This window comes from Nocardioides panaciterrulae, from assembly GCF_013409645.1.
Taxonomy (GTDB): Bacteria; Actinomycetota; Actinomycetes; order Propionibacteriales; family Nocardioidaceae; genus Nocardioides; species Nocardioides panaciterrulae.
Genome location: NZ_JACCBG010000001.1, coordinates 3,958,837 through 3,974,434 on the forward strand (window position 1 = coordinate 3,958,837; position 15,598 = coordinate 3,974,434).

17 protein-coding genes and 1 tRNA gene are annotated in these 15,598 nt (G+C 74.7%); 11 read left to right on the forward strand and 7 right to left on the reverse strand.

The window, feature by feature from the left end:
- The first annotated feature begins 127 nt into the window (after positions 1–127).
- Positions 128–454, forward strand: a complete 327-nt coding sequence (locus BJZ21_RS18865; RefSeq protein WP_179665168.1) for a hypothetical protein — start codon at positions 128–130, stop codon at positions 452–454.
- Between the two features lie 98 nt (positions 455–552).
- Positions 553–690 (forward strand): hypothetical protein, encoded by a 138-nt coding sequence (locus tag BJZ21_RS21955; protein WP_179665813.1) that lies wholly within the window; start codon positions 553–555, stop codon positions 688–690.
- A 34-nt stretch (positions 691–724) separates the two neighbouring features.
- Here the strand turns inward: BJZ21_RS21955 and BJZ21_RS18875 are convergent, their stop codons facing one another.
- The gene (locus tag BJZ21_RS18875; protein ID WP_179665169.1) at positions 725–1,489 is read right to left on the reverse strand and encodes a crotonase/enoyl-CoA hydratase family protein; all 765 of its coding nucleotides are present in this window, start codon (positions 1,487–1,489) and stop codon (positions 725–727) included.
- Between the two features lie 712 nt (positions 1,490–2,201).
- On the opposite strand from BJZ21_RS18875, the gene BJZ21_RS20660 reads away from it, so the two are divergent.
- The 6 genes from BJZ21_RS20660 (at position 2,202) to BJZ21_RS18905 (ending at position 8,088) form a co-directional block, all read left to right on the forward strand.
- Entirely contained in the window at positions 2,202–2,876 is a 675-nt protein-coding gene (locus tag BJZ21_RS20660) for a C40 family peptidase (protein ID WP_218851557.1), read from the forward strand.
- A gap of 124 nt (positions 2,877–3,000) precedes the next feature.
- Complete coding sequence (locus BJZ21_RS18885; protein WP_179665170.1) at positions 3,001–3,999, forward strand: ABC transporter ATP-binding protein; 999 nt, start codon at positions 3,001–3,003, stop codon at positions 3,997–3,999.
- Positions 3,987–4,844 (forward strand): ABC transporter permease subunit, encoded by an 858-nt coding sequence (locus tag BJZ21_RS18890; protein ID WP_218851558.1) that lies wholly within the window; start codon positions 3,987–3,989, stop codon positions 4,842–4,844. The genes BJZ21_RS18885 and BJZ21_RS18890 overlap by 13 nt, the downstream gene beginning before the upstream one ends.
- Positions 4,845–4,899: 55 nt before the next feature.
- Positions 4,900–5,106 (forward strand): DUF1918 domain-containing protein, encoded by a 207-nt coding sequence (locus BJZ21_RS18895; protein WP_179665171.1) that lies wholly within the window; start codon positions 4,900–4,902, stop codon positions 5,104–5,106.
- Complete coding sequence (locus BJZ21_RS18900; protein WP_179665172.1) at positions 5,069–7,618, forward strand: cation-translocating P-type ATPase; 2,550 nt, start codon at positions 5,069–5,071, stop codon at positions 7,616–7,618. Before BJZ21_RS18895 ends, BJZ21_RS18900 begins: the two co-directional genes overlap by 38 nt.
- A 191-nt stretch (positions 7,619–7,809) precedes the next feature.
- The gene (locus BJZ21_RS18905) at positions 7,810–8,088 is read left to right on the forward strand and encodes an HU family DNA-binding protein (protein WP_179665173.1); all 279 of its coding nucleotides are present in this window, start codon (positions 7,810–7,812) and stop codon (positions 8,086–8,088) included.
- An 83-nt stretch (positions 8,089–8,171) separates the two neighbouring features.
- Here BJZ21_RS18905 and BJZ21_RS18910 read toward each other — a convergent pair whose 3' ends face one another.
- From BJZ21_RS18910 to BJZ21_RS18920, 3 genes are all read right to left on the reverse strand, one after another.
- Complete coding sequence (locus BJZ21_RS18910) at positions 8,172–8,441, reverse strand: DUF1876 domain-containing protein (protein WP_179665174.1); 270 nt, start codon at positions 8,439–8,441, stop codon at positions 8,172–8,174.
- A gap of 71 nt (positions 8,442–8,512) precedes the next feature.
- Positions 8,513–9,685 (reverse strand): SGNH/GDSL hydrolase family protein, encoded by a 1,173-nt coding sequence (locus BJZ21_RS18915; protein WP_179665175.1) that lies wholly within the window; start codon positions 9,683–9,685, stop codon positions 8,513–8,515.
- A complete protein-coding gene (locus BJZ21_RS18920; protein WP_179665176.1) occupies positions 9,682–10,302 on the reverse strand; it encodes a WHG domain-containing protein in 621 nt (206 codons plus the stop codon). Before BJZ21_RS18920 ends, BJZ21_RS18915 begins: the two co-directional genes overlap by 4 nt.
- 106 nt (positions 10,303–10,408) lie before the next feature.
- On the opposite strand from BJZ21_RS18920, the gene BJZ21_RS18925 reads away from it, so the two are divergent.
- The gene (locus tag BJZ21_RS18925; RefSeq protein ID WP_179665177.1) at positions 10,409–10,669 is read left to right on the forward strand and encodes a GlsB/YeaQ/YmgE family stress response membrane protein; all 261 of its coding nucleotides are present in this window, start codon (positions 10,409–10,411) and stop codon (positions 10,667–10,669) included.
- A gap of 102 nt (positions 10,670–10,771) precedes the next feature.
- Here the strand turns inward: BJZ21_RS18925 and BJZ21_RS18930 are convergent, their stop codons facing one another.
- On the reverse strand, positions 10,772–11,677 hold the full coding sequence (locus BJZ21_RS18930) for an alpha/beta hydrolase (RefSeq protein ID WP_343052225.1): 906 nt from the start codon (positions 11,675–11,677) through the stop codon (positions 10,772–10,774).
- A 48-nt stretch (positions 11,678–11,725) separates the two neighbouring features.
- Here BJZ21_RS18930 and BJZ21_RS18935 point away from each other — a divergent pair, with 48 nt between their 5' ends.
- Both BJZ21_RS18935 and BJZ21_RS18940 read left to right on the forward strand, forming a co-directional pair.
- Positions 11,726–12,220 carry a GNAT family N-acetyltransferase gene (locus tag BJZ21_RS18935; protein WP_179665178.1) on the forward strand — a complete coding sequence of 165 codons (495 nt, stop codon included), beginning with the start codon at positions 11,726–11,728 and terminating at the stop codon, positions 12,218–12,220.
- A 71-nt stretch (positions 12,221–12,291) separates the two neighbouring features.
- Positions 12,292–13,038 (forward strand): DUF3626 domain-containing protein, encoded by a 747-nt coding sequence (locus BJZ21_RS18940; RefSeq protein WP_179665179.1) that lies wholly within the window; start codon positions 12,292–12,294, stop codon positions 13,036–13,038.
- A 465-nt stretch (positions 13,039–13,503) separates the two neighbouring features.
- On the opposite strand, the gene BJZ21_RS18945 is transcribed toward BJZ21_RS18940, so the two are convergent.
- Positions 13,504–13,593 (reverse strand) — tRNA-Ser (locus BJZ21_RS18945).
- Between the two features lie 55 nt (positions 13,594–13,648).
- Positions 13,649–15,583 (reverse strand): CocE/NonD family hydrolase, encoded by a 1,935-nt coding sequence (locus tag BJZ21_RS18950; RefSeq protein WP_179665180.1) that lies wholly within the window; start codon positions 15,581–15,583, stop codon positions 13,649–13,651.
- Positions 15,584–15,598: the final 15 nt, after the last annotated feature.

Consider the following 15,598-nt stretch of genomic DNA (forward strand, 5'->3'; position numbering starts at 1 on the left):
GCTCCCGAGCCCGCCATGCGTGCCGGCGGCGTGACCTTCGTCCGCCGTGACCTCCCACGCGGCGTCTCGTTGACCCCACGTGAACCATCTGACCTGTCAAGCACCGCGAACGCTGAGGCACCTGCTCGTGAACGCAGCCGGTGTGACGCTGGTCGCGGGGGGCGTCGTCGCCGCCCTGCTGCCCGGTGGGCTGGACATGGCCCGCACCGGCGACGCGACGGCGCCCGCGGTGCGCGCCCAGCTCCAGGCGCCCTCGGACGCCCGGGTGCAGCACTTGATGCAGCGCTACCGCTGCAGCACCGAGGGGTTCGGCGACCAGCAGATCCCCCGGTCCTCGATCATCCGGCACCCCGACGGCACGGTCGCGGTGGTCAGCTTCGACCGGGGCTGGAAGGTCTTCCGGCGCGACGGCGCCGGCTCGCTCGTCGCGGTCTGCCTGCGGCCCCGCCCCTGAGCGCAGAGGGCGACGGCGCCGTCGACGAGGCCTTGGACATCGCCGGCCGGGCATGGTGGCCCTAGCCACTTCGGTGCGGGCGGGGCGGCAACGATCTCATCTGCGGTGGGCCGGGCAGCGACGACGTCGAGGGCGGCAGCGGGGTCGATCACCTCTACGGCGGCCCCGGCCACGACGAGGCCGAGGGTGGACCGGGTCACGACACGTGCACCGCCGAGGAGCGGGAGAGCTGCTGACCGCAGCCGCCCGACGGGGCGACTGCCCAGCGGGTCAGCCGTCGAAGCTGCCGTGCCGGCCCGCGCCGGCGGAGAACCGGGCGGCGCCGTCCAGCGCACCGGAGGCGAGCGAGACCCGGCCGTGGCGCAGCTCGACCTGCAGCGCGTCGGCCTCGGGCAGCCCCTCCTGTTCCAGCAGCGCGAGCCGGTCCTGGCGCAGGCACTCCTGCGGGAACGCGGCCAGCGACGCGGCCAGCGCCTCGGCCTCGGCGCGGGCGGTGCCGGGCGCGACCACCCGGTTGACCAGGCCGATCCGCTCCGCCTCCTCGGCCGCCACCGCGCGTCCGGTGAGCACCAGATCCAGGGCCCGGCCGGTGCCGATCAGCCGCGGCAGCCGGACCGTCCCGCCATCGATCAGCGGCACGCCCCAGCGCCGGCAGAACACCCCCAGCACGGCGTCCGCCGCGGCCACCCGCAGGTCGCACCAGAGCGCGAGCTCGAGCCCGCCCGCGACCGCGTGCCCCTCGATCGCCGCGACCACCGGCTTGCCCAGCCGCAGCCGGGTGGGCCCCATCGGGCCGTCGCCGGTCTCCTCGACCCGGTTCCCGGCCTGGGTCCCGACGGCCTTGAGGTCGGCGCCGGCACAGAACGTCCCGCCGGCGCCGTACAGCACGGCGACCGCGGCCTCCTCGTCGGCGTCGAACGCGCGGAACGCCGCGGCCAGCGCCTGGGCGGTCGGCCCGTCCACCGCGTTGCGCGCGGCCGGCCGGTCGAGCACGACGGTGGTGACGGGGCCGGATCGTTCGACGCGCACGGTCATGGGGTCAGGGTAATGAGGAGCGGCGGGCCGGGCGCCCCCTGCGGGCGGGCGGTGCGGGCAGGCCGGCGGGTCGGGCCGGTGCTCGGCGGGCCGGCTGCCGGCACCCCGTCTCCCGGTTGAACAAATGTATGTTCAACCCGCACCAGGACCCCTTGCCCGGCCCTCCTCGACCTAGACCGCGGCCCGAGCGAGTCGGCCGAGAGAGACGGCCCGAAAAGAGACGGCGAGGGAGCCTCATCCCGTTTGACACGAGAAGTGAGTCTCGGCCGGCGCCCCGTCTCCGGGGGAACAGTCCCGCTACCCGTTTCTGGCTCTCCCCGCCGCACCACCAGTGCACCCCGGCGACCCGCCGCGGGCCAGGGGCCGAAGGTCACCTACCCTCGACGCGTCGTCACCGCCGGGGCACCCGGTGAGACGAGCCGTGCGGTGGATCACAGCGGGACGCCTCAACCGGGGGCGTGCGGCTGCCGATGACTCGCGGAAAGCACCTTGCGCCCCGGCAGCCCGGCCGGTGGCCCTCCCGGACCGCGCCGAGGCTCGTCACGTCGCCGGGTTGGACACGAACCGAACATGTGGTGACGAGCACGGCTGACCCAGCTGCACGCCGGCCCCTCGAGGGGACTCCGGCTCGGGGTGAAGGCAGGCTTCCTGCCCGGGCACGGCCGCCCGAACCCGACAGGTCATCAGTCGCAGGCGTGCGCCGGAGATGTCCATGCCCCGCACCATCGCGCGGTCCCTCGCGACCGCGACCGCCTCCCTGCTCCTGCTCGTCGGCTGCCTGGTCCTGTCCGGTACGCCGGGCGCGGCGGCCGCCGCCGGCGCGCGGCACGCCGCCCACTGCCACACCGGCCACCACCACAAGCACCACCACCGGGCGCGACACCATCACCGGACGCGGCACCACCACGCCGGGCGGCACCACCACCGGGCGCGGCACCACCACCACAAGCGTCACCACCACGCCAACCGCCACCACCACGCGAAGTGCCACCGCCACCACCACAAGCGCCACCACCACAAGCGGCACCACCACGCCTCTCGGGCCGCACGCGTGCTCCACGCCGCCGCCTCCCGCCGCGGCGCGCCGTACCGCTGGGGCGCCACCGGACCGCGGTCCTTCGACTGCTCCGGCTACACGTCGTGGGTGTACCGGAGGGTCGGCGTCCACCTGCCGCGCACCGCCGCGGAGCAGTCCCGGGCCACCCGGCACGTCAGCCACCGCGCCGCCCGGCCGGGCGACCTGGTCTTCTTCGCCTCGCACCGGCGCGTCTACCACGTCGGCATCTACGCAGGCCACCACAGCATCTGGCACGCCCCGCACACCGGCACGGTGGTCCACCGCGAGCACCTGTGGACGGCCCACTACTTCGTCGGCCGGGTGCGCTGACGCGGCGCCGGGCCCGGGCCCGCGCCGCGTGGCGAAGCGCACCCGGGGGGCGGGACCTATGCCCCTGAAGTGGTCCGGCGGGGGCCCCTAGCGTCGCTGTCAGGCGAGCGCGAGGAGGTCGGGCATGGACGCCGCGATCCGCACCCGCGGGCTCCGCAAGGAGTTCCGCGGCACGGTCGCGCTCCACGGCCTCGACCTGGTCGTGCCGCGCGGCTCGGTGTTCGGCTACCTCGGGCCCAACGGGGCGGGCAAGACCACCACGATCCGCCTGCTCACCGGGCTGCTGCGCCCGACCGCGGGCCGGGCGGAGGTGCTCGGCCTCGACGTGACCCGCGCCCCCGACGCGGCGCAGCGCCGGATCGGCTACCTGCCGGGACGCTTCGTGGCGTACGCCGACCTCAGCAGCGCCGACTACCTCCGCTTCCTGGCCGCCCTGCGCGGCGGCGTCGCCTGGCGCGAGGTCGAGCGACTCGCGGACCGGTTCGACCTCGACCTCGGCCAGCGGATCGGCACGCTCAGCCACGGCAACCGCCAGAAGGTCGGCCTCGTGCAGGCGTTCATGCACCGCCCCGACCTGCTGGTCCTCGACGAGCCCACCACGGGGCTGGATCCCCTGATGCAGCAGGAGTTCCTGACCCTCGTCACCGAGGAGGCCAAGGCGGGGACGACGCTCTTCCTCTCCTCCCACATCCTCTCGGAGGTGGAGGCGGTCGCCGACACCGTCGGGATCCTGCGCGCGGGCGAGCTGGTCCGGACCGCCACGATCCCCGAGCTCCGGGAACGGGTCGTCCGCCGCTGGGACCTCACCTTCACCGGCGCGCCACCGGCCGAGGTGCTCGCCTCGTGCCCGGGGGTGCGCGACCTGCGGCTGCACGGGAACACCGCCCACCTCGCGCTGGTCGGCTCCGCGGGCGAGCTGCTGCGAGCGATCGCGCCGTACGGCGTGGAGAACCTCGAGACGCACGAGCCCGACCTGGCCTCGGTCTTCCTGCGCTACTACACCGATCGCCAGGACGGCCCGGACCAGGGCCGGGACCAGGACCGGGACCAGGCTCGGGACCAGGCTCGGGACCAGGAGTCCCGGCAGGAGCCGGACCGGGAGGACCAACCGTGGCCGGCCTGAGCACGACCCCGCCCGCCCTCGATCCGGGCACGACCCGGGCGCCGCTGTTCCTGCGCAGCGTCTACCTCAAGAGCCTGCGCGACCACCGGCACGGCCTGCTCGGCTGGTCGGCCGGCCTGGCGCTGCTGGTGCTGACCGAGTCGCTGATCTGGCCGTCGTTCCGGGACGTGCCCGACCTCGAACGGCTCTTCGCGCAGTACCCCGACTACCTGCAGCGACTCTTCGACGTCAGCGCGATGACCAGCGGCCGGGGGTTCATCAACGCCGAGCTCTACACGCTGCTGCTGCCGGCCCTGTTCCTGGTGCACGCCATCGGGCGCGGCGCCCGCCTGGTGGCGGGCGAGGAGGAGAGCGGCACCCTCGACGTGCTGCTCGTGACCCCGTTGTCGACCCGGCGGATCCTGCTCGAGAAGGCGTTGGCCCTGGTCTCGACGGTGCTGCTGCTCGGGCTCGCGCTGTACGTCGCCACCCTCGGCTGCAGCTGGGCGATCGGCCTGGGCATCGGGCCCGTGGACACCCTCGAGGGCTGCCTGGCGATGGTGCTGCTCGGTAGCGAGTTCGGGCTGCTGGCCCTCGGCGTGGGCGCGGCCACCGGTCGCCGGTCGCTCGCGGTCGCGGTGCCGGCGGCGGCCGCGGTGGCGGCGTACGTCCTCTATGTGGCGGGCCTGGTCGTCGAGGGCGTCGACCCCTGGCAGCACCTCTCACCGATGGAGCAGGCCCTGGCCAGCGGACCGCTCGGCGGGGGGCTGCCGCTGGACTTCCTCTGGCTGGCCCTCGGGAGCCTGCTGCTCCTGCTGCTGACCCTGCCGGCCCTGGACCGTCGCGACATCGCGGCACCCGGCTGACCGATCCGACCCGCAAGCGCCCACCGAGCCCATCGAGCCCACGAAGGAGATGACCATGTATGCCAAGCAGGGTGACCGACTGGTGATCCGCAGCGCCCACGTCGACGAGGCCGTCCGCGACGGCGAGATCCTGGAGGTGCACGGCGAGAACGGCGGGCCGCCCTACCTGGTGCGCTGGTCGGACAACGGCCACGAGTCGCTGACCTTCCCCGGCCCGGACGCCTATGTCCAGCACTTCGAGCACGAGGACTCCGAGGCCTGAGCCCTCCGCGCCGGCGGGGCTGACCGGCGCGGAGGCTGCCGCCCGGCTCGCGACGGCCGGGCCCAACGCGCTGCCCCGGCCGCGGCCGGTCTCGACCGTCCAGCGGGTGCTGGCGCAGCTGCGGGACCCGATGATCCTGCTGCTGGTCGCCGCCGGCGTGGTCACCGTGGTCGTCAGCGACGCCAGCGACGCGCTGGTGATCGCGCTGGTGGTGGTCGTGAACACCGCGGTCGGCGTGACCCAGGACGCGCGGGCCGACCAGGCCATCGCCGAGCTCGACGAGCTGACCGCGCCGGTGGCGGAGGTGGTGCGCGACGGCCACCGGCAGGAGGTGCCCGCGGCCGACGTCGTGCCCGGTGACCTGGTGCGCCTGGAGGCCGGGGCGATCGTGCCCGCGGACCTGCGGCTGCTCGAGGCGGCGACGCTCAGCGTCGACGAGGCCGCGATGACCGGGGAGTCGCAGCCGGTGGATCGCGTGGTCGGCGAGGAGCTGCTCGCCGGCACGGTCACCACCCGCGGCCGGGCGCTCGGCGAGGTGGTCCGCACCGGCGCGGACAGCGGTCTGGGCCGGATCGCGGGCCTGATCGGCACCGCCCGGGTCCGGGAGACCCCGCTGCAGCAGCGGCTGCGCCGGCTCTCCCGCGACCTGGTGCTGCTGGTGCTGGCGATCGGCGTCGTCGTCGTGGCCCTCGGGCTGCTGCGCGGCGAGCCGCTGGTGCAGACCTCGATCCTGGCGGTCAGCCTCGCGGTGGCCGCGGTTCCTGAGTCGCTCCCGGCGGTGGTGACCATCTCGCTGGCGCTGGGCGCGCACCGGATGGCCCAGCGGCACGCGCTGGTCCGCAGGCTGCCGGCGGTGGAGACGCTGGGGTCGGTGACCGTGCTGGCCTCGGACAAGACCGGCACGCTGACCCAGGGCCGGATGGTGGCGGGGGCGCTGTGGCTGCCGCCCGCGCACCTCTACGACGTGTCGGGCACCGGCTACGCCCCCGAGGGCACCCTGTCGCCGGTGGGCCGCGACGCCCCGGACGGCGCGATCGACCGGCTGCTGCGCGACGTGACGCTGTGCAACGACGCACGCCTGGTCGAGCCGGCCGATCCCGCGGAGCCGTGGGGCGCGGCCGGGGACACCCTCGAGGCCGCGCTGCTCGCGCTGTCCGGCAAGGGCGGGGTCGAGGCAGTCGACGCGCACCGCACCTGGCCGCGCGAGCAGGAGGTGCCGTTCGAGGCCGAGCGGGGGTGGATGTCCACCACGCACCGGCACCGCTCGGGACACCCGGGGCTGCACGTGGTCAAAGGCGCCCCCGAGGCGGTGGTCGACCTGGTGGCCCCGCCGGCCGAGCTGCGCCGGCTGATCGCCACCGAGACGGCCCGGCTGGCCGACCAGGGCTACCGGGTGATCGCGGTCGCCGACGCCCCGTCGTACGACGACGGCCGGGTGCGGCCCGGCACGCTGGAGCTGGTCGGCCTGGTCGGCATCGCCGACCCGCCCCGCGAGGCGTCCTCCGGGGTGGTGGCCGACTGCCACGACGCGGGCATCCACATCGTCCTGGTGACCGGGGACCACCCGGGGACCGCGACCGCGATCGCGCGGGTCCTCGGCATCGCCGACGACTCCACCGCCACCATCACCGGCCCGGACGTCGAGGACGGCCTGGACCCCGGCGAGCTGGAGAACACCCGCGTCTATGCACGCATCCGGCCCGAGCAGAAGGTCGCGATCGTGCGGGCGCTGCAGGAGCGCGGCGAGGTGGTCGCGATGACCGGGGACGGGGTCAACGACGCGCCCGCGCTGCGCACCGCCGACATCGGGGTCGCGATGGGCCGCGGCGGCACCGAGGTGGCCCGGCAGGCCGCCGACCTGGTGCTCGCCGACGACGACCTGCGCACGGTGGTGGTGGCGGTCGAGGAGGGGCGCCGGATCTACGCCAACATCCGCACCTTCCTGCGCTACGCGGTCGCCGGCGGGACGGCCGAGGTGCTGGTGGTCGTGCTCGGCCCGCTGGTCGGGCTGAGGCTGCCGCTGCTGCCGGCGCAGATCCTCTGGATCAACCTGCTCACCCACGGCCTGCCCGGGGTCGCGTTCGGCACCGAGCCGGTCCGCGCGGCCAGCATGCACCAGCCGCCGCGCTCCCCGCGCGAGTCGGTGCTGGGCGGCGGGCTGGCCGCCCAGATCGGCTGGGTCGGCGCGTTGATCGGCGTGGTCAGCCTCGGCGTCGGCCTGTGGGCGCACGCGGTCGGCTGGCACGTCCAGTCGACGGTCTTCCTCACCCTGGGGGTGGCCCAGCTGGGGGTGGCGCTGGCGCTGCGGGCCCCCGGGCGGAGGCCGCTGCTGCGCCCGCTGGACTACGCGGTGCTCGGGGCGCTGCTGCTCCAGCTGGGCGGGGTCTACCTGCCCGTGCTGCGCCAGCTGCTCGGCACCCAGGCGCTCGCCCCCGCCGCCGCCGCCGCGGCCCTCGGGCTCGCCGTCGTGCCCGGCCTCGCGGTGCTCCTCCGGGAGCGGCTGCGGCGCTGAGGCCGGCCGCCCACGCGCCGCCCACGCGCCGCCCGCGCGCCGCCGCGGCGGTCCGCCGGCGGTCCGGCGGGGCGGACAAACCGGCCCACCCCGGGCGCCCACTGGCCCGGACCGCGTAGCGTGTGCCCGCAGACGTGACCTCCGGGGCGCCGGGACCGGCGCTCCGACCTGACAGATCAAGAGGAGTACCCATGAAGAAGGACGAGTTCGTCCAGGCCATCGCCGAGTCCGCCGACCTGAGCAAGGCCGACGCCGACCGCGCCCTCAAGGCCGTGGTCGACACCATCACCGCCGGCGTCGCCGGTGGCGACAAGATCCAGATCCCCGGCCTGGGCACCTTCGAGCCCCGCGAGCGCAGCGCCCGCGAGGGTCGCAACCCGCAGACCGGTGCGACCATCCAGATCGCCGCGACCACGACTCCGGGCTTCAAGCCCGCGACCGCGTTCAAGCAGGCCGTCGCCGGCTCGTGACCTCCGAGGCCTGAACCGGCCTCCCGACAGGAGCCGCCTCCGCCCACCGGGCGGGGGCGGCTCCTGTGCGTCCGGGCGGTCGCTCAGCGGTAGAGGTGCACCCGCTCGTGCGTCATCGAGCCGATGTCGTCGGCCGCGGTCTCGAGCAGCTTGTGCGCGAGGTCGGACAGCGCGCGGGCGGTGGCCAGCTCGTCGCCGATCTCGGGGACGTCGGGGTCGCTGGGGTTGCGGCGCGCGGTGCCCTCGCCGGAGAGCTCGCGCCCGGACTTCGCCGTGGTGAGCCGGGCCTCGGCGTGGGTGTGGTCCTCGTGCTCGCCGATGAAGATCTCGACCGACCAGGTGGTGGTGTGCATGGGGTCTCCCGGGGTGCGTGGGTGGTGCCTCCATTCGAGCGAGGCGCGGCCGCCCAGGGCAGGGACGAAGGTCACCCGGCTGACCGTCGACCGGCGAACGGTCCCCCGGCGCCGAACGCGAGCGCCGCGAACCGCTCGCCGATCCGCCGGTGCGTCGCCGCGTCGGGGTGCACCTCGTCGGGCAGCGGCAGCTCGGCGTAGTCGGCCGCGGCGTAGAGCTCCAGGCCGTCGAGGTGGTGCAGGTGCGGGTCGGCGACCGCGCGCTCGCGCACGATCCGGGCGAGCTCCTCGCGGATGACCGTGAGCGTCAGCCGGCCCGCCGCCACCTCCGCCGGGTCGCCGGTGGCCCGGAACCGCAGCTGTCCGGCGGCGAGCCCCTCGGGGTCGAACGCCAGCGGGCCGGGCGTCTGCTCCTGGACCCGGCAGTAGATCGCGGAGACGACCAGCAGCGGCGTGGTGGGGTGGCCCTCCCGGATCGTGTCGAGGAAGCCGTGCACGGCGGGCGCGAAGGCCCGCAGCCGCATCAGGTCGGTGTTGACCACGTTGATGCCGATCTTGACGCTGATCAGGTCGGCGGGGGTGTCCCGCATCACCCGGGCCGTGAACGGGTCGAGCAGCGCGCCGCCGCCGAGCCCGAGGTTGACCAGCTCCACCCCGGCGTACGACGCCGCGAGGGCCGGCCAGGTGGTGCTCGGGCTGGCGGCGTCCGAACCGTGGCTGATCGAGCTGCCGTGGTGCAGCCAGACCGGGCGACCCGCGGCCGGGAGGGGCTCGACCGGGGCGTCGGTGCGCAGGGCGACCAGCTGCGTGGTCTCGTTGTGCGGCAGCCAGATCTCGACGTCCTTGACGTGATCGGGCAACCCCGCGAAGCGCACCGTGGCGACCGGCCCCGGCCGGTGCTCGGCCGCGCCGGTGGCCATCTCGATCTCGAGCGTGTCGCCGCCGGCGGCCGTGACCCGGCCGGCGAGGCGGCCGTCCACGAGCAGGTCGTAGACGCCGTCGGGGCGCGGCGGGGCCCCGGCGTACACCCGCTTGAGCGGCCGCGTGTCGAGCTCGACGACGGTGGCCCGGGTGCGCAGCGCCAGCCGCACCCCCGAGGGCTGGGACTCCGCCATCGCCAGCTGAGGATCGGCGCACTGGGCGCGGGCCCACGCCGGCAGCCGGTGCGGCAGCAGGCCGCGGCCGGTGTCTTCCAGCTCGGCGGCGCCGCGCAGCAGGTCGGGGGTGATCGGGGTCGTGATCATTCGGGTCGGTCTCCTGTGTCGACGTTGGGGGCGCCAGTGGGGACGCCGGTGGGGGCGGGCCAGTGGCGGAGCAGCGCGTCGAGCGCGTCCATGATCCGCTCCCAGGACGCCTGGCTGTCGGGGGTGCTGTGGTCGAAGCCGCCGGCCGACTCCAAGGTGACGTAGCCGTTGAACACGCTGCCGAGCAGCCGGACCGCGTGGGTCTGGTCGGGCTCGGCCAGGTCGTAGGCGCGCAGGATCGCCCGGCTCATCTCGGCGTGCCGGACGCCCGCGCTGGCGGCGGCGGTCTCGGGGTCGAGCCGGAACCGCGCGGCGGCGTACCGCCCCGGGTGCTCGCGCGCGTAGTCGCGGTAGACGTCGCCGAGCGCGACCAGGGCGTCCCGGCCGGCCCGGCCGGCCAGCGCGAGCGCGGCCCGGTCGGCCAGCTCCTCCAGCGCGAGCAGCGCGATCCGGGTCTTGAGCTCCTGGGAGCTCGCGAGGTGCCAGTAGAGGCTCGCGGGCCTCACCTCGAACCGGCGGGCCAGCGCCGAGACGGTGACCTCGTCGAACCCGACCTCGTCGGCCAGCTCGGCCCCGGCCCGGACCAGTCGCTCGGCGGTCAGTCCACTGCGTGCCACGCCGTCCCCTATGCTCTGTTGGCGTTTCCCTAATGCTCGTAGATTAACACGGGTCGTGGCCGGCCTACCCCGGGCCTCGCGCCCGGGGCCGACCTAGGCTGGGGGCATGATCGGATTCCTCGTCGCCGGGCTGGTCATCGGCGCGCTGGCCCGCCTCATCAAGCCCGGCAAGCAGAACCTCAGCATCCTCGCCACGCTCGGTCTGGGCCTGGTCGGCTCGCTCATCGGGGGCACGATCGCCTGGCTGCTCGGCACCGGCAGCATCTGGGAGCTGAACATCCTCGGCTTCGTCCTCGCGGTGGTCGCGGCGGTCCTGCTGATCGGCACAGCCGAGGGCATGAGCGGCCGCAACCGCACCCACGTCTGAAGGTCTCGCCGGCGAAACGGGTGGGCGTCACCCGGACGTGACGGCCACCCGGGTGACGTGCGCCAGGCCCGTCTGAGCAGCCCGTCTGAGCAGCCCGTCTGGTCAGCCCGCCAGCGCGCGACCCAGGAACGCGACCTCGCGCGGCGCCCTCCGCCGCCAGTAGCCGATGTCGTGGTCACCGGGCTCGAAGCCGCCGGCCGGACGCTCGGCGAAGCCCGCCACGTAGTCCCGGGTCGACGCGTAGAACGGGTCCTCCTCCCCACAGTCGACCCGCAGCGCGATGCCGTCGAGGTCGGACCGGCGGGTCATCACCTCGACCGCCGCGAAGTCCCGGGCGTCGTCGTAGGCGCCCGGTGCGGTGTCGGCGTAGTCGTGCCACAGCGCCGGGCTCATGACCGCGACGCCTGCCACCCGGCGCGCGCCGAGGGTGCCCGCGAGGTGCAGCGAGCCGAACCCGCCCATCGACCAGCCCAGGAACCCCAGGCGGCGGGTGTCGAGGCCGTGCCGGGTCAGCAGCGGCAGGAACTCCTGCAGCACCATCTTCTGAGGATCGTCGCCGTTGGCACGCGGGTGCCAGTAGGCCTCGCCGCCGTCCACGCTGGCCAGGGCGTACGGCGAGCTCCCGGCCGCCACCGCCGCCGCGAGGAAGCTGCCCAGCGCGAGGTAGTCCGGCGCGAACGCCGACGTGTGGTCGCCCCCGCGGCCGTGCAGCACCACGGCCACGGGCAGGTGGTCCGGGGCATCGGGCGGCAGCGCGATGCTCCACCCGACCCGCTGCCCGAGCCGGGCCGGGGAGACGAAGGACCCGCTGGTCAGGGGTCCGGGCGGCACGTCGGGGACGGTGCCGTCGGGCCCGTCGAGGCCGAGCGTCCGGTGCAGCCAGCCGCGTCCCGGGAGGACCTCCTCCTCGACGCCGAGGGCGCCGGCGACCGCCACGCCGGCGACGGCACCACCGGCCACCAGCAGTCCGCGCCGGGAGAGCCCGGGACGGGGTCGCGATCCGCTCACGCGTCCATCATCCCCGGCCGGGCCCCGGCCGCCTGGAAGGATGACCGCGTGACCGAGACCGACTGGGCCGGCAAGATCCGGGATGCCCGTGAGGGAGACGTGCCGGCCGTCGTCGCGCTGTACGCCGACGATCCCCTCGGTCGGGCACGCGAACAGGCCGCCGAGCCGCTGCCCGCGTCGTACTGGATCGCGTTCGAGGCGATCCGAGCCGACCCTCGGCACCGGCTCGTGGTCCTCGACGACGGCGAGATCGCGGCCACCTTGCAGTTGTCCTTCCTGCCCCACCTGGTCCGCGCGGGCACCGAGCGCGCCCAGATCGAGGCGGTCCGGGTCGCCTCCCACCGGCGCGGCACAGGGCTGGGGCGGGCGCTGCTCGGCTGGGCCGTGGAAGAGGCCCGCCAGCGCGGCTGCGGACTCGTCCAGCTGACCACCGATGCGGGCCGACCCGACGCCCACCGCGCCTACGAGGCGCTGGGGTTCACCGCCACCCACGTCGGCATGAAGCTCGAGCTGGACCCGGCAGCAAGGCACGCCGCCCTCTAGCATGCCGCCATGGTCCGTGGCCGCTCGTCGGTGCGCTCGAGGCGGCGCGCTGGCGAGGCGTGGTGCCGTCGGTGACGCTCACGCTGCAGTTCCACCCGAACTGGCCTCACGAGGGAGGCATGGTCATCGAGTCGATGGCCAAGACGGGCATGTACCGGTCGCAGTTCGCCACCGGCATCTCCAACGGCGGGCTCACCGCGTTCGTGGGTGGGGATCGCTGGCACTGGGAGAGCCGTCTGTTCGCTGGCCGGTACGACGGCGTCCCGGGAGCCGAGCGGCCGGTGTACGGGGCCTGGAATCGTCGAGCCGACCCTTACGGCGGGGCGATCAGGTTCGGCTCGTCGTACGTGCGTCTTCGCGCCGAGGTGGTCGAGCGGTCCACGTTCTGTTTTCCGGACTCGGTGCACGAGCCCACTGACTTCGGGGCGGCTGATCTGTTGCCGCACCTGTGCGCCCTGGCCGACGGGTCCGGGTTCGACGATCTCGACGACTGTGTCGAGGCGCAGGTGCACGGACCGGTTCGGTTCGGCACGGACGTTGAAGCGGTTGTGCTCGACCCGTGCTTCCAGGGCACCGAGGTTGAGGCTTCCGCTCGCCGGCTGGGTTGCGCGGTGGAGTTCCATCCAGGCTTCACGGCCTCCCCGTCGGCTTTCGACCCGGACTATCGGGGTTCCCACATCGTCGAGCTGGCTCGGTCACTGGGTGACGAACTGACCCCCGGCATCCTCGGAGACGCCGCACGCGCAGGCGTTCATGACCCGCAGTCCATCAAGAAGGTGTGGCACTGCCTCGCCCGGTTCGGACGACGCACCCGGTAGGAAGCTCGCCCACCTGCTATCGAGTGGTCGCGGCTTGGATGAGCGCCATCACGTCGCCGGTCGGGCGAAGGTGCTGTGGACCGGCCCGGTCGACCGTGGCGGGCTCGGCGACTCGTTCAATTGCTCGAGTCTTGGGGGGTTACCGGCCAGTAGACCGGCTCGAGTCCAAACAATTGAACGGAACATGGGGACCCGGGGCAACCGGGCCACGGGCAGGTCAGGCGGGGTCGGTACGCCGGGCTCCCGGCGAGCCTGCCGACGAGTCCGGTCACGCTAGCCGGATCCGGCGGCGGCTGACATCGAGACTGCCCCCGGAAGGCGCTGTGGACCGGCCCGGAGGCGCGCCCAGGGACCAGCGAACGCCTCCGGAAACGAGGAGAGCCGCCTCCGGTCCCGATTTCTCGGGCCGGAGGCGGCTCTCACCGACTCTCGTCGGTCCGGGCTCCGAATTTCGCCGGAACCCATTGGCGGTGACGGAGGGATTTGAACCCTCGGTGGGCTTGCACCCACAAACGCTTTCGAGGCGTTCTCCTTAGGCCGCTCGGACACGTCACCGCCGCAGAATGTACCGGAGGCGCTCCGCGGCGAGAAATCGGCCTCCGGGGGCGGGTCAGCGCCCGCGGACCCAGGGGATGGTCAGCTCCGAGGGGTAGCGGGCGGACGCGTGCAGCGTCATCACCGTGAGCGAGCCGGGCGCCTCGGTGGCGCTCGGCGCGAGGTGCGGCACGTCGAAGGCCTGGACCGCGATCCGCAGCCGGTGGCCCGGCTCGATGGCGGCCGTGGTCGGGAAGACCTCGACGTCGACCGGGACGACCCGGCCGTCCGCCACCGGCCTCCGGGAGGCGCGGGTGAACGGGTGGAACGGCTGGAGCACCTTGCCGTCGAGGTAGCGGGTGCGCGAGCGGTCGAGCGCCCGCTGCGAGAGCACCTGCCAGCCGCCGGTCAGCCGGCTCACGGTGCCGTCGGGGGCCACGTCCTCGACGGCCACCGAGAGCATGCCGTCGCCGCCGACGCTGGAGGTGCACAGGTGCGCGTCGATCGGGCCGGCGAGGTGCACGGCGTGCTTGACGGGCCGGGTCTCGAACACCACGCCGGAGGAGTCGTCGGGCGCGTTGTCGGTGAAGCAGGGGTTGTCGGCCCAGACCGCGCTGGGCAGGCCGGCGGTCCACTGGTCGGCCGAGCGGGTGCACAGCCCCGAGACCGGCACCGGGAGCACGTCGGCGGTGCCGGGCCTCGCCGTACCCCGGGTCAGGACGCCGTGCTCGCCACCGGTGGTGGCGCTGCCCGAGAGCCGGTAGCTGCGGGCCCGGGCGCCGGCCGGCACCCACCGGTCGGTGGTCCGCCACCGGTCGCTGCCGAGCTCGTAGCGGGTGACCGGCGCGATGTCGCGGTCCAGCCCCGGGTCGCGACGGCCGCGCAGCCAGTGGTCGAACCAGCGCAGCTGCAGCTCGGGGAGCGTGCCGTAGCCGGCGTCGGCGACGCCCTCGCCCGAGGAGCCCTGGAGATGGTTCCACGGCCCGACGATCAGGTGGGTCGGCACGCCGTTGCGCTGCAGGTGCTCGAACAGCATCGGCGTGCCGCGCTGGAACAGGTCGTACTCGCCACCGACCAGGAACGTCGGCACGTCGACCCGATCGATCACCCGCAGCGGCGAGCGCTCGCGGTAGAACGGCCCGTCGTACGCCGCGTCCCCGCCGAGCGCCGCGTCCAGCAGCAGCGGCGCGGTGAAGGTGCCCGCGCCGGAGAGGTGGTCCAGCAGCGTGCTGATCCCGGACTGCGGGTCGCTGCCGAGGGTGGCGGGCGGCACCACCCCGGTCGCGGTGACCAGGCCCAGCCACAGCGGGATGAACCCGACGTCGATCTGGCCGCCGGAGGCGACCACGTCGCGGTAGACGTCACCGGCCGGCACCTGCGGGAAGATCGCGTCGAGGCCCCGGGGGTGCTGGGCGGCGGTGAAGAGCTGGTTGATGCCCATGTACGACGGGCCGCTCATGCCCACGTGCCCGTTGCTCCACGAACGCCGGCGCGAGTGCGCCCACTCGACGATCTCCTTGCCGTCCCTGTTCTCCCGCGGGCCGAACGCGTCCCAGCTGCCCTCCGAGCTGCCGGTGCCGCGGGCGTCGACCACCAGCTGGGCGTAGCCGCGACGCACCAGGTAGCCCGGGTCGGCGCCGGCGAGCCCCGAGGAGCCCTGCGCGGACTTGTTGTAGGCGGTGATCGTGACGATCACCGGCAGCCGCCGGTCCACCGCGGTGCCGTCCGCGCGGGCGGGCAGGGTCAGGTCGCCGCGCAGGACGGTGCCGTCCGACATCGGGATCGCGAGGTCCTTCTCGGTCACGGTCCCCGGGTAGCGGGCCGGCCGCGGCTGCCAGCCGCTGGGCAGGTCGAGCCGCGGGCCGGCGTCCGCGGCGGCCCGGGCCGGCGAGCCCGGGTCGGCGTACGACGTGGTCGCCGCGGCGAGACCGCCGGTGAACAGCGTGGCGGCCGCGGCGAGCGCGGCGGCGGCACGGGCGGCGGCGCGGGCGGCAGGGCGGGTGCGGGTCATCGGGCCTCCTGGTCT

Excerpts from the sequence above, each read along its gene's own strand:
- BJZ21_RS18875 (WP_179665169.1), bottom strand. The coding sequence starts at position 1,489 with ATGACCGTGCGCGTCGAACGATCCGGCCCCGTCACCACCGTCGTGCTC.
- BJZ21_RS20660 (WP_218851557.1), top strand. The coding sequence starts at position 2,202 with ATGCCCCGCACCATCGCGCGGTCCCTCGCGACCGCGACCGCCTCCCTG.
- BJZ21_RS18885 (WP_179665170.1), top strand. The coding sequence starts at position 3,001 with ATGGACGCCGCGATCCGCACCCGCGGGCTCCGCAAGGAGTTCCGCGGC.
- BJZ21_RS18895 (WP_179665171.1), top strand. The coding sequence starts at position 4,900 with ATGTATGCCAAGCAGGGTGACCGACTGGTGATCCGCAGCGCCCACGTC.
- BJZ21_RS18900 (WP_179665172.1), top strand. The coding sequence starts at position 5,069 with ATGTCCAGCACTTCGAGCACGAGGACTCCGAGGCCTGAGCCCTCCGCG.
- BJZ21_RS18905 (WP_179665173.1), top strand. The coding sequence starts at position 7,810 with ATGAAGAAGGACGAGTTCGTCCAGGCCATCGCCGAGTCCGCCGACCTG.
- BJZ21_RS18910 (WP_179665174.1), bottom strand. The coding sequence starts at position 8,441 with ATGCACACCACCACCTGGTCGGTCGAGATCTTCATCGGCGAGCACGAG.
- BJZ21_RS18915 (WP_179665175.1), bottom strand. The coding sequence starts at position 9,685 with ATGATCACGACCCCGATCACCCCCGACCTGCTGCGCGGCGCCGCCGAG.
- BJZ21_RS18925 (WP_179665177.1), top strand. The coding sequence starts at position 10,409 with ATGATCGGATTCCTCGTCGCCGGGCTGGTCATCGGCGCGCTGGCCCGC.
- BJZ21_RS18950 (WP_179665180.1), bottom strand. The coding sequence starts at position 15,583 with ATGACCCGCACCCGCCCTGCCGCCCGCGCCGCCGCCCGTGCCGCCGCC.